Below are 12,722 nucleotides of genomic sequence, written 5' to 3'. Positions count from 1 at the left end.
CCATCGCGACGCGGGGTGTAACGGGTAGAAAGTCAGTCGGCTTGCGAGCCGTTGCGCTGCACTGACAGGTAAAACATTGCCAGCGCCGCTATGACAATCCCCGGTGCCGAGGCCAGCATCACCCCGGCGGTGCCGGTGCCCAAGGCGAGCATCTTGCCGGCCACCAACGGGCCGCTCATGGCGCCCAATCGGCCGATGGCGACCGCGCAGCCGACGCCTGTCGCACGCACGGACGGACGATAGAAGTGCGGTGCCAGGGCATACAGCACGCATTGCCCGCCCGTCGCGAAAAAGCCGGCAACGAACCCGGCCACCAGCATGCTCTGCAGCTGACTGGCCAGACCCAGGGCGGTCAGCGAAGCGAGAATGCCGAGATAGATCAGCGCCGACAGCGCCCAGGCCGGCAAGCGGTCCATGACCCAGCCCAGCAGCAAGGTGCCGGTCGCTGCGCCAAATTGCAGCGCCAACATCACCCAGCTGGCCTGGGTACCGCTGAAGCCTTGGCCGATCAACAGGCTGGGCAGCCAATTAATCAGGATGTAGACCACCATTAGCGTGAAGAAGTAGCTGACCCAGATCATCGCGGTCGGCAGGGCCGCACCCTCGCGAAACAGGCCCCGGACCACGCCGGCTGGAGCGACGTTCTGGCCGCGCTGGAGAAACTGTGGCGACTCGGGCAGATAAAGTGCCAACAGCGGCACAATCAACAGCGGCACCACTCCGCCGACATAGAACACCACTTGCCAGCCACCGGCCAGATCGGCGATGCCAATGGTAGCTGCGAGTGCAGCACCCAACGGCACGCCGCAATACATCAGGCTCACGGCGGTGCCACGCAGGCGCGGGCTTGCCACTTCACTGCTCAGGGCGATCAGGTTGGGCAACGCGGCGCCCAGGCCCACGCCCGTGAGGCAGCGGGCAACCAGCAGGCTGTTGAAGTCCCAGGCCATGGCCGTGACCAGCGAGAACAATCCGAACAGGGCTACCGACGCCATCAATACACGTTTACGGCCGATACGATCAGCCAGCAAGCCGCCCAGGAAGGCACCGGGCAGCAAGCCGAAAATGCCGGCGCTGAAGACCCAGCCCATGTGTAGTTTATCCAGTTGGAAAGCCGCCGCCATGCCTTGGGCAGCGATCCCCGAGGCTTGCAGGTCCAGGCCTTCCATCAGGGCGACGAGGAAACACAGACCGATGGTCCGCGCCATGTGTAACGGTGTTATCACGTTTAGCGATGTCATGTGGAATACCCGTTTTATTTTTGTAGTGGGCAAAGCAAACCCGTCCGGCCGCTGCGTGGGCGACCAGCCGGGGGTGATGCGCGGTTCAGCGTTTGAGCAGATCCAGCGCCACGTCGACGATCATGTCTTCCTGACCACCGACCATCCGCCGCTTGCCCAATTCGACGAGGATGTCGAGGGTCTTGAGGCCGTACTTCGCGGCAGCGATTTCGGCGTGGCGCAGGAAGCTCGAATAGACACCGGCGTAACCGAGGGCCAGGGTCTCGCGATCGACCCGCACTGGCCGATCCTGTAGCGGGCGCACGATGTCGTCCGCCGCATCCATCAGCGTGTACAGGTCGGTGCCGTGATTCCAGCCCAGGCGTTCGGCGGCGGCGATGAACACTTCCAGCGGTGCGTTACCGGCGCCGGCGCCCATGCCGGCAAGGCTGGCGTCGATGCGGTCGCAGCCTTCCTCGACCGCGGTGATCGAGTTGGCCACGCCCAGGCTCAGGTTGTGGTGCGCGTGCATGCCGGTTTCGGTTTCCGGCTTGAGTACGGCTTTGAACGCGCGGAAACGGTCACGAATGTCCTGCATGTTCATCGCACCACCGGAGTCGGCCATGTACACGCAGGTCGCGCCGTAGCTTTCCATCAACTTGGCCTGGTCCGCCAGCTGTTCGGCCGGGATCATGTGGCTCATCATCAGGAAGCCGACGGTGTCCATGCCCAGCTCGCGGGCGTACTCGATGTGTTGTTTCGAGACATCCGCTTCGGTGCAATGGGTGGCGATGCGTACCACCCGGGCACCGGCGTTGTACGCGGCTTTCAGGTCATGAACCGTACCGATGCCGGGCAGCAGCAAGGTGGTGATTTTGGCGTGGCTGATCACGTCGGCGGCGGCTTCGATCCATTCCAGATCAGTGTGCGCGGCAAAGCCGTAGTTGAAGCTGGAACCTTGCAGGCCATCACCGTGGGCAACTTCGATCGAATCGACCTTGGCCTTGTCCAGAGCGCGGGCGATGTCCTGCACGTTCTGCAGCGAGTACTGATGGCGAACCGCGTGGCTGCCATCGCGCAGGGTCACGTCGGAGATGTAGATTTTTTTGTCGGGATTAAAGGTCATGTCGGTCTCCTCAGGCGTTGAGCATCGACTGCGCCATGCGCTCGGCAGTAGCCAAGGCAGCGGAGGTCATGATGTCGAGATTACCGGCGTAAGCCGGCAGGTAATGGGCTGCGCCTTCGACTTCGAGGAACACCGAGGTCTTGAGTCCGGAGAAGGTGCCGAGGCCCGGTATGTGCAGCGGCGCGTCTTCGGGGATGATGTCGAACTGCACTTTCTGCTTGAGGCGATAGCCCGGCACATAGGCTTGCACCGCCGCAGCCATTTCCACTATGGACGCCTCGACCAGCGCCTGGTCGGCCGCTTCAGACAGCACAAACACCGTGTCGCGCATCATCAGCGGCGGCTCGGCTGGGTTCATCACGATGATCGCCTTGCCCTTGGCGGCGCCGCCGATCACTTCGATGGCTTTAGACGTGGTCTCGGTGAACTCGTCGATGTTGGCGCGGGTGCCGGGGCCGGCGGACTTGCTGGCGATCGAGGCGACGATTTCGGCGTAATGCACCTTGGCCACGCGCGATACGGCCGCGACCATCGGGATCGTCGCCTGGCCACCGCAGGTGACCATGTTGACGTTGAGCTGATCCAGATTCTGCTCCAGATTCACTACAGGCACGCAGTACGGGCCGATGGCTGCCGGGGTCAGGTCGATCAGGCGGATACCAGGTTTGATCGAGCGCAGGAAGGCGTCATTCTTGACGTGGGCACCGGCCGAGGTGGCATCGAACACGAAGTCGATGTCCTTGAAGGTGTCCATACGGGTCAGGCCTTCAACGCCTTCATGGGTCACCGCCACGCCCAGGCGCGAGGCGCGGGCCAAGCCGTCCGAGGCCGGGTCGATGCCTACCATCACCGCCATTTCCAGATGCTTGGCGTTACGCAGGATCTTGATCATCAAGTCGGTGCCGATGTTGCCGGAACCGATGATGGCGACTTTGAGTTTATTCATTGTTATTGCCTCATGTGCACGCAAGTCGCCGATCACTCGGCGCTACTGTCTACCGTGAAGTCCACACCGACTCTGCCGATGCCTTCAATTTCAGCTTCGAAACGATCACCACCGGCCACCGCCACCATTGGCCCGAGTGCGCCGGTCAGAATGATGTCGCCCGCCCGCAGCGGATCGCCGAGGCGAGCCATGGTCCGGGCCAGCCAGACGGCCGCGTTGAGCGGATGCCCGAGGCACTCGGCGCCGCTGCCGCTGGAGACTTCTTCACCATTGCGGGTCATGCGCATGCTGGCTTGGCGCAGGTCAAGTCCGTCGATGCGTCGAGCCGGCCCCCCCAATACGAAGCAGCCGCTGGAGGCGTTGTCCGCCACGGTATCGACGAAGCGGATGTTCCAGTTCTGCACGCGGCTGCCTACGATTTCCAGTGCCGGGACCACCCAGCCAGTGGCCGCCACTACGTCGGCAAATGTAGTGTCCGCGCGGGGTAGATCGCGTTCGAGGACCAAGGCGATTTCGGCCTCGATCTTCGGTTGCAGTACGCGGCTCACCGGCACGCTTTCGTTATCGCCGTAACACATGTCGGCGAACAGGGTGCCGAAGTCTGGCTGGTCGACGCCCAACTGCGCCTGCACCTTTGGATTGGTCAGGCCGATCTTGCGGCCGACCACGCGACGGCCGTTGGCCACGCCGTGGTCGACGTTGAGGCGCTGAATGCTGTAAGCGGCTTCGGCGTTTTTTTCGCCGATCTGCTCGCGCAGTGGCCCGATGGCTTCGCCGTGGGCTTCGGCCTGGCGCAGGTCAGCGGCGAGCTGTCGCAGTGTGTCTTGAGTCAGGTTCATGTCGGCCTCGGTGTTCAATGGGTCAGGAAGTCCAGGACCATGCGGTTGAACTTCTCGGCGTGTTCCCACTGCGCCCAGTGGCCGCAACGGTTGAACACGTGCAGTTGCGCTTTGGGCAAGCCGGCCAGCAAGCGCAAGCCGGTGTCCATCGGCACGAAGCGGTCCTCACGGCCCCAGACGATCAGGGTGTCGGCGGTGATTTCGTGCAGGCGGTGGCTGAAATCCGGAAATTGCTTGGGGTTGAGAGTGCTGCTCTTGACGAAGTTTTCCAGGTGATCGCGGCGCGCCAGAATATTGTCCAGGCGGGTCTGGAACATTTCGTCGGTCAGGCCACTGGCATCGAAAACGAAGACGTTCATCATCTTCTTCAGGTTCTCGATGGTCGGCTCGCGGTACAGCGCGCCGATCAGCTTGATGCCTTCAGTGGGCTGGGGAACAAACGCGCTTGGGCCGCCGGTACCGCCACCCATCAGGATCAGTTTGCCGATCCGCTCAGGATATTCCAGGGCGAAGGCGACTGTGCTGTGGGCACCCATCGAGTTGCCGATGAGGTGTACGCGGTCCAGTTCCAGCACATCGAGCAGGCCCTTGAGCGCTTGCGCATTGAGGTTCGAGCGCGAGCCTTCGCTGACGATCGTGTCGCTTTTGCTCCAGCCTGGGCAATCCATCAGGATCACGCGGTAACCGGCATTCAGCAGCGGCTCGATATTGCGATGGAAGTTGGCCCAGCCGCTGGCGCCCGGGCCGGAGCCGTGCAGCATGACCACGGTTTCGGCACCTTCGCCAACGTCGTTGTAGTGCAGTTGCAGGTCCAGATCGCCTTCCTTGATACGGGCAAAGCGGCTGGTGGAAGCTTCGGTAAATGCAGTGGCTGTCATGGCAGTGTTCCTTGAATTCAATGGTGGTTGTTCAGCGGCTGTGCGCCGAGGGCGGCGAAGCCTGCAATCCACTCGGGAATAGGACGGTAATAGCGACCTTCGGTTTGATACGGGCCGAAGGCATTAAGGGCGGCGAAGGCGGCGACCCAGGTTTTCACTTCATGTGTGGACTTGCCGGCCAATGCCGACAGCTCGTCATTGCCCAGCGCATCGAGGTCGCTCAGGCGGCCCTGTTCAAGGGTGTCGAGGAACTGCTGGTCCCAAACCGGATTTAGCGGGTGCAGACTGCGTTGGTCTTCAACGAAGTCCCGGGCAGCCTGGATGACTCGTTCCTGGCGCGCCTGTCGCTCATCAGCTGGCAATTGGCGACCGCTGCCCATCAACCGATCGGCCATGCGCGCATCGACTTTGGCCAGTTCCGGCACCGGAGGTTGATGGGACAACCCTCCGGACGCCAGGAACAGCACGCGTTTGTTCAGCGACTGCGCCCACTGGCCAATCGATTCACCAAGCAGACGGGCACGCTTGAAGCCGGGCAGGGGCACGGCGACCGAATTGATGAACACCGGGATCACCGGGCAACCTTGTAAGCCACCCAGCAATAGTTCCAGCGGTTGGGCGAACGCATGGTCGACCTGCATGCGATAAGACACAGCGGCGTCGATACCGGCATCCAACACCGCCTGGGCGCAGGATTCAGCCAGCGCTTTGGGCACGTCCAGGGGACCGGCGGCGGTGTCGAAGTCGCCGATGGCGTCGGCCGCCATGCCGATGCAGAAGGCCGGCATCATGTCGTAGAAAAAGCCGTTGTAGTGGTCGGGGCCAAACAACACGACCAACTCCGGGTCGAAGCGGGCGATGCGTTCACGGGCATCGCTGATCATGCCATCGACCTCCGCCAGCACGTGTGGCTCTGGGTCTACGTAGCCCACCAGTGGTGTGTGAGACAAGCAATGCAGATAGGCATTCATCTCAAGCCACCTTGCTGACAACAGCTTTCGCAACCGGTTGCGGCAGGACTTTGAGCGCCCGGGCCAATTCATCGCAGGCTTGGTCAACGGTTTGGGGGATGGCCAGGCCGGCGAGGAAGCGGTCTGGACGCACCAGGGCGATGGACGAAGTGCCGCGAGCGAACCATTCCTTGAGACGACCGGTGCTGTCTCCGACGCGGATCACGTCGGGGCCGGCATCACTCGGTGCTCTGAGCTGCACATCCGGCAACACTTGAATAAAGCGGGTGCCCAGGGCTTTCCATTGCTTAATTTGCGCCGGCGTCAGGCCCCAGGTCGGATCGCAGCCCCAGGCGATAATTGCAAAGTTTTCGCCGATCACTTCATCCAGCAACACAGTGGTGCCGGCGTCAGTCAACACCTTCGGCTGAATGAACATCTTGCCTACCGGCGAGCCCCTTTCACTCGGCACGATCAAGGCGCCCCGGGTGTATTGCGGCATGGGTTTGAAGCGCATTTCCACGAAGTAGCGTTTGACTGGCGGCAGGTAGTTGAGCAGCCACGACACGCCATCGCGCAGGGTGCCTTGCCAGCGTTTCGGGGGGGCCAACACGTGGCCGGCGAGCACGGAAAGATTGATCATTGCCTTGGCGTGGTCGCGGCGCTCCTGTTCGTAGCTGTCGAGCAGGCTGTCGGCCGCCAGCCCCTTGATCACCAGCGACAGCTTCCACGCCAGGTTCGAGGCATCGCGCATGCCGCTGTTGTACCCCTGGCCTTGCCACACCGGCATGATATGCGCAGCATCGCCTGCCAGCAGCACCCGGCCCTGACGGAACCGACCGGCCAGACGAGCGTTATGGGTATAGACGCGGCTGCGGATCAACTCGATGTGGTCCGGGTTCGGCAACACCTTGGCCAGTAGCTTGCGCATGTTCTCGGGCTTGCTCAGCTCTGCCTCTGTTTCGCCGGGCATCACCATGAACTCAAATCGACGCACGCCATGGGGCAGGGCGGCGGACACGTAAGGACGCACGGGGTCACAGCATAGATAAACATGGGGCGTGGCCAGCGGGTCGTTGGCAATGTCGACCACGATCCACTGATTGGGTGCGGTCTTGCCTTCGAAACTGATGTCCAGGCTGCGCCGCACCAGGCTGTTGCCGCCGTCGCAGCCAATCAGGTACTTGGCCTGCAAGCGTTCGCCACGACCCTCTGAATTTTTGAGGGTGAGCGCCACTCCACTGTCGCTTTGCTCGAAGCCTTCGAGTTCGCGACTGAATAACACCTTGACGTTGGCAAAGCGCGCCAGACCTTCGAACAACACACGGTCGGCCAAGGGTTGAATGAACGCGTTGCGGCGTGACCAGCCGAACTCGTCGGTTTTCGGCTGAATATCGGCAAAGCAGCGACCCTTCGGCGTCAGGAACCGCATGGCGTGCCACGGCGTGGTGTGCGGCAGCACGTTGTCGGCCAATCCGACTGCTTGAAAAGTACGCAGGCTTTCGTCGTCCAGACCGATGGCGCGGGGATAGTCGATCAGTCTCTCGAGCTTTTCCACCACGGTGACGTTCACGCCACATTGACCCAGATAGTTGGCGATCATCAGGCCAACCGGGCCGGCGCCGATAATCGCGACATCGGTGGTCAGGTCCAATGAGGAAGGAGTGGGTGCAGAACTCATGGTCATCTCCGTACAGCGCTTTTGGATTTCTTATTGGGCCCAGTATGGAAATCACGGGGCTGGTCGACAACGACAACCCTTGTTAGTGTGCACTGGGTGCACATGATTGATTTACAACGATAAAGGATCCAGCCATGAGCGAGACCGAATACAAAGCCGTACGTGGCCTGATGCGAGGTTTGGCACTGATTAATGACTTGAACCGCTTCGACGGCGGCGCCAGCACCGCGCAACTGGCTGAGCAGAGCGGGCTGCATCGCACCACCGTGCGCAGGCTGTTGGAGACCCTGCAGGCTGAGGGTTATGTGCGGCGTAGCGAGTCGGATGACAGTTATCGTCTGACGTTGAAAGTGCGCGAACTCAGTGAAGGTTTTCGCGATGAGCAATGGATTTCCTCCATCGCCGCGCCCTTGCTCGGAGAGTTGTTGCAGGAAGTCATCTGGCCCACCGACCTGTGCACGCTGGACGGCGATGCCATGGTCATTCGCGAGACCACTCATCGCTTCAGCCGCCTGTCGTTTCACCGCTCCATGGTGGGTCGGCGCCTGCCCTTGCTAATGACCGCGACCGGGCGTGCGTACTTTGCGTTCTGCCCACCCGCCGAGCGGGAAGAGTTGATCGAATTGATGATCAGCCGCGAAGATGAACAATCGGTGCTGGCCGCGGATCGTCGTTTTGTCGATCGGCTGGTGGAGCACACGCTGGCCAAGGGGTATGGCGAAAACAACTCGCACTGGGGCCTGGAACGCAAGATCGCCGCCATTGCTATCCCGGTCATGCACGAGGAGCAGGTGATGGGCTGCCTGAATTTGGTGTACATCGCTAAAGCGATGCCCATTGAGGAAGCCGCTCGTCGCTACTTGCCGGCGATGCAGGGCGTAGTGAAACAGATCCAGGCTCAATTGGGCTGATGTTGCCTGTTTGGTCCGGGTCCGGTGGTGGGGAGCAATAGCCAGCCAAGCAGGCTGGCGTACACCTTCTGGCAATAGCTGATCGACACCGGAAGCGGGGCGCTAATGGTAATTGGGGGCCCATGTTCATAGTGAAAAACTTCACGGGAGCTAAGTCAGTCGCGCTAGCAATTGAAGGGTTTTACTCAATGCCATCTCCGCCCGTTCCAGCCCACTCACGCCCTGCTCCAGCAGTTTCGCGGTGGGAATCTCCAGACTCAAAGGGATGTCAGCCGGCAGACACCGCAACAGCCCTGGCAGATCACAATCGCCATCGCCTGGAAAACGCCGTTCATTACGCGCCTGCCGTAAGACCTCGGCCATGTCTGCAGGCCGGGGACCCGCTACGTCACACAACTGCGCGTACCGCAAGCGCGAGGGGGCAACCCTGGCCAGATCTTCCAGCCGTGACCCAGAGCGATCGAAGTGAAACGCGTCGACCAGCACTGCTGCGTTTTCACGTTCGGCCTTTTCAACGATGCGCACGGCTTGCTGCAGATCAGGCGCGTCGGTCCAGGGCATGAACTCCAAGTGCGGATGCAGTCCGTAGGGCGCTGACAGATCGCATAGCCGGGCAAAGTTTTCTGTCAGCCGCTCCTCGTCAGGATCGTTACCAGCCACCAGCAACTCACTGGCACCGAATTCGGCTCCCACTGCCAGCACCCGCTCGAAATCATCAACAACGGTGTCCGGTTTAAGCCGCAGGATTTCAATATCCAGGACACGAATGCCGGTATTGCGCAGACGTGCCAAGGTTTGGCGCCGCAGATCGGCATCGGCGACCAACGCAAAATGGTGTTCCTCTGGGGTCGCCGGCAACAGGCGCAAGCCGACATGACTGTAACCGGCCCGCGCCGCAACTTCGACCATGTCCGGCGGTGACAACTCCAGCACAGTCAGACTGGCCAGGGAAAAAATTCGTTCACTCATGGTCAACCCTCGATCAAGGCGGGTGCGCAGGCGCGCCCGGTTTCAGCGGCTTGGCGAATCGCTTCGACCAGCGCCAGGGTGCGGGCTGCATCGGCGGCGCTGACCAGCGGTTCGGCCTCTCCACGCGCAACGCGCACGAAGTGCTGCAGCTGCAAGCGCAGCGCTTGATCGACACTGCAGGGCTCGTTAGTCGGCACCAAGGGTTGATGCCATCCACCGTCCGCTTGCGTGTAGTGCCAGCGTTTGAGCTGCGGGATACTCAGCGCTCCCGCAGTGCCCGCAAGCAAGTAGCACGGTTGGTCGGCTTGGCGTGGATATACCGGGTTCTCTCCGGAACCCAGCTCCCAGCTCCAGGGTGCCGCCACCGCATCGGACCCGGTCAGACTGCCCAGCGCACCGTTTTCGAATTGCAGAAGCACGGCCGCGCAATCCTCGTTGGCAAACCCACGCACGGCGTTACTGGTGATGGCCTGCACCTGGCGAACTTCGCCGCACAGATGCCTGAGCAGATCGAGATCATGGATCAGGTTAGTCAACAACATGCCCGCACCGGGCTCGCGGCGCCAGGCTGTCTCGAAATAACTATCGGGTTTGCGCAATTGCCAGAGCGCGGTCACGGTGCTCAACCGCCCTAACGCGCCGCTGTGGACAAGTTCATGAGCGCGCACGATCAAGGGATTGTGGCGTCGATGATGGCCGACCAACACCGCAACGCCGCTCGACTTCGAGGCAGTCACCAGCTCACGGGCCTCATCCAGGTGCACGCTCACCGGCTTTTCCAGCAACACCGGGACGCCGGCAGCCAGGCAATCGAGCGCGGTGCTGACGTGCAGCGCATTCGGGTTGGCGACAATGACGGCAGCAGGCTTTACCTGCTCCAGCATCTGACGATGATCGGCGAAATATTCCACACCCCACTCCTTCGCGAGACCCGGTGCTTGGGGCCCGGGGTCGGCCACTGCACACAACGTCGCTTCAGTCAGATTTTTCAGATGCTGGTAATGCTGCTGGCCCATGGTGCCAGCACCGATAAGGGCTATTCGAAGGGGCAAACTCATGCAGCGGTCCTCTTGTGATTATTGTTGGAAGTCGAATTTCAATAATTTAGAACCTGATTCCATTTTCTTATACAAGGGTACTTTGAAAGTGTTCGAACAGCGCACACCTTTGATAAGGCCAAATGCGTGTGGGACTTGCTCGCGAGTGCGGTGGGTCATTCAACTTAAATGTCGACTGACACGCCATCTTCGTGAGCAAGCACGGTCCCGCGAAGGATTTTCGCAGGCGAGCGAAATCTGAACTAGCTGTCCGATAACCGCCCATTTTGCGGATCAGCAACTTGCCGCCCAGTTCCGCCTTACTATATTTTCCGGAATCAAATTCCAATAAATAAGCATCGGAGCTCATACCATGCGTGTCCAACCGTACTGCCTCCCCGACATCGACTGCGATGTACTAATCGTCGGTTCCGGTGCAGCCGGCCTGGCAACGGCCGTGACGGCGGCATGGCATGGCCTGAAAGTGATAGTGGTGGAAAAAGACCCGGTTTTCGGCGGCGCCACAGCTTGGTCCGGTGGCTGGGCGTGGGTACCGTGCAATCCCTTGGCCCGACGGGCCGGCATCGTTGAAGACGTTGAACAACCGCGCACCTACTTAGAACATGAACTGGGCGATCGGTATGACCCGGCGATGATCGATGCCTTCCTTGAGGCCGCACCGCGCATGGTGGCGTTCTTCGAACAACACACCTCGCTGCAATTCGCCGACGGCAACGCGATTGCCGACATTCATGGGGACACGCCGGGGGCCGGTACCGGCGGGCGTTCGGTGATCGCCGCGCCCTATGACGCGCGCAACGTCGGCAAGCTGCTCAAGCGCCTGCGCAAAACCATGCGCGAAACAGCCTTCATGGGCATGCCGATCATGGCGGGCGCAGACCTTACCGCGTTTCTCAACCTGACCCGCTCTTGGTCGGCGGCCTGGCACGTTACACGGCGTTTCACTCGCCATTTGCTAGACCTCGCCGTGCATGGTCGGGCGATGCAACTGGTCAACGGCGTGGCGCTGGTAGCGCGCCTGGCGAAATCCGCCGACGATCTTGGCGTGCTGCTGTGGGAATCGGCACCGGTTACCGAGTTGTTGCGCGAGAACAATCAGGTTCAGGGCGCCGTGGTTCGCACAGCCAAAGGTTCGATTCGCATCAAGGCTCGCAGGGCGGTGGTGCTCGCGGCCGGCGGTTTCGCCAATGATATCGAACGGCGCAAGGCCCTGTTCCCCCGCACACCGACCGGACACGAACACTTGGCACTGCCGCCCCTCGGCGTGTCTGGCGATGGCCTGCGGCTGGGCGAGAGCGCCGGCGCCCGAGTCGACACCCAGCAGGTGTCGCCTGTGGCCTGGGCACCGGTTTCACGAGTGCCACACCGCGATGGCAGCAGCGGCCATTTTCCGCACATCATCGAGCGCGGAAAGCCGGGGATCATCGGTGTGCTTAGCAACGGTCAGCGCTTCGTCAACGAAGCCAATGGCTACTACGACTATGTGACGGCCATGGTCGACTGCTCCCCGCCCGGCGAAGCAGTGGCCTCTTGGTTAATCTGCAGTCATGGCTTTCAGCGACGTTATGGCTTGGGTATTTCTCGGCCGTTTCCGGTACCGCTGTCATCCTTCATCCGCAGCGGTTATCTGAAAAGCGGCAAGACCCTGGAGGAATTGGCACTGGCCTGCGGCATCGACCCAGTTGGCTTGCGCACCACCATGTCGGACTACAACCGCCACGCGCGCAATGGCCAGGACCCGCAATTCGGCCGAGGCTCGACGCCCTACAACCGCAAACAGGGTGATGCGCTGCAGCAGCCCAACCCCTGCGTCGCGCCTATTGAACAAGGGCCGTTCTATGCCGTGAAAGTCGAACCGGGTTGTTTCGGCACTTTCGCCGGGCTCAAGGTCAATCAACACGCCCAGGTCCTCGACGACTCGGGCCGGGCCATCACCGGCCTGTATGCGGCGGGAGGTGACATGGCCAGCATCATGGGCGGCCACTACCCCGCTGGCGGTATCAACCTGGGGCCGGCGCTGACTTTCGGCTACATCGCCGCGCGCCATATCGCCGGCATCACTACTTATGAATAAGAGATCGACCGGGACGCACACTTTTATGCCCAGGGTTTGAAAGCCAACAGCGAGGCCAACCAATGGCCAA

Annotated in this window: 11 protein-coding genes; 2 read left to right on the top strand and 9 right to left on the bottom strand. The window is 61.4% G+C overall.

Translation table 11 applies throughout. The features are described from left to right. Positions 1-32: 32 nt before the first annotated feature. The 7 genes from mhpT to UB23_RS03105 all read right to left on the bottom strand — a co-directional run bounded on the left by mhpT (position 33) and on the right by UB23_RS03105 (position 7,640). The gene (gene mhpT / locus UB23_RS03135; protein ID WP_045057878.1) at positions 33-1,241 is read right to left on the bottom strand and encodes a 3-(3-hydroxy-phenyl)propionate transporter MhpT; all 1,209 of its coding nucleotides are present in this window, start codon (positions 1,239-1,241) and stop codon (positions 33-35) included. A gap of 85 nt (positions 1,242-1,326) precedes the next feature. After that, positions 1,327-2,346 carry a 4-hydroxy-2-oxovalerate aldolase gene (gene dmpG / locus UB23_RS03130; RefSeq protein ID WP_045057877.1) on the bottom strand — a complete coding sequence of 340 codons (1,020 nt, stop codon included), beginning with the start codon at positions 2,344-2,346 and terminating at the stop codon, positions 1,327-1,329. A gap of 10 nt (positions 2,347-2,356) precedes the next feature. Beyond that, positions 2,357-3,292, bottom strand: coding sequence for an acetaldehyde dehydrogenase (acetylating) (locus tag UB23_RS03125; RefSeq protein ID WP_045057876.1), 936 nt, complete (start codon positions 3,290-3,292; stop codon positions 2,357-2,359). A gap of 32 nt (positions 3,293-3,324) precedes the next feature. Continuing rightward, entirely contained in the window at positions 3,325-4,131 is an 807-nt protein-coding gene (mhpD, locus tag UB23_RS03120; protein WP_045057889.1) for a 2-keto-4-pentenoate hydratase, read from the bottom strand. A gap of 14 nt (positions 4,132-4,145) precedes the next feature. Beyond that, positions 4,146-5,009, bottom strand: a complete 864-nt coding sequence (locus tag UB23_RS03115; protein WP_045057875.1) for an alpha/beta fold hydrolase — start codon at positions 5,007-5,009, stop codon at positions 4,146-4,148. A gap of 17 nt (positions 5,010-5,026) precedes the next feature. Beyond that, complete coding sequence (gene mhpB, locus UB23_RS03110) at positions 5,027-5,980, bottom strand: 3-carboxyethylcatechol 2,3-dioxygenase (protein WP_045057874.1); 954 nt, start codon at positions 5,978-5,980, stop codon at positions 5,027-5,029. A gap of 1 nt (position 5,981) precedes the next feature. After that, positions 5,982-7,640: a bifunctional 3-(3-hydroxy-phenyl)propionate/3-hydroxycinnamic acid hydroxylase gene (locus tag UB23_RS03105; RefSeq protein ID WP_152644231.1), complete on the bottom strand. Its 1,659-nt coding sequence runs from the start codon at positions 7,638-7,640 to the stop codon at positions 5,982-5,984. Positions 7,641-7,774: 134 nt separating this feature from the next. On the opposite strand from UB23_RS03105, the gene UB23_RS03100 reads away from it, so the two are divergent. Further along, complete coding sequence (locus UB23_RS03100) at positions 7,775-8,551, top strand: DNA-binding transcriptional regulator (RefSeq protein ID WP_045057872.1); 777 nt, start codon at positions 7,775-7,777, stop codon at positions 8,549-8,551. Positions 8,552-8,701: 150 nt separating this feature from the next. Here the strand turns inward: UB23_RS03100 and UB23_RS03095 are convergent, their stop codons facing one another. After that, positions 8,702-9,520, bottom strand: coding sequence for a sugar phosphate isomerase/epimerase family protein (locus UB23_RS03095; RefSeq protein WP_045057871.1), 819 nt, complete (start codon positions 9,518-9,520; stop codon positions 8,702-8,704). A 2-nt stretch (positions 9,521-9,522) separates the two neighbouring features. Continuing rightward, positions 9,523-10,578 (bottom strand): Gfo/Idh/MocA family protein, encoded by a 1,056-nt coding sequence (locus tag UB23_RS03090; protein ID WP_045057870.1) that lies wholly within the window; start codon positions 10,576-10,578, stop codon positions 9,523-9,525. Between the two features lie 352 nt (positions 10,579-10,930). Here UB23_RS03090 and UB23_RS03085 point away from each other — a divergent pair, with 352 nt between their 5' ends. Further along, complete coding sequence (locus UB23_RS03085) at positions 10,931-12,652, top strand: FAD-dependent oxidoreductase (protein WP_045057869.1); 1,722 nt, start codon at positions 10,931-10,933, stop codon at positions 12,650-12,652. Positions 12,653-12,722 lie beyond the last annotated feature (70 nt).

It is taken from the genome of Pseudomonas sp. ES3-33 (assembly GCF_000952175.1).
In the GTDB taxonomy this organism is placed as follows: domain Bacteria; phylum Pseudomonadota; class Gammaproteobacteria; order Pseudomonadales; family Pseudomonadaceae; genus Aquipseudomonas; species Aquipseudomonas gregormendelii.
The sequence above is the reverse complement of the archived record's forward strand: the minus strand, read 5'-3'. Positions and strand labels throughout refer to the sequence as shown.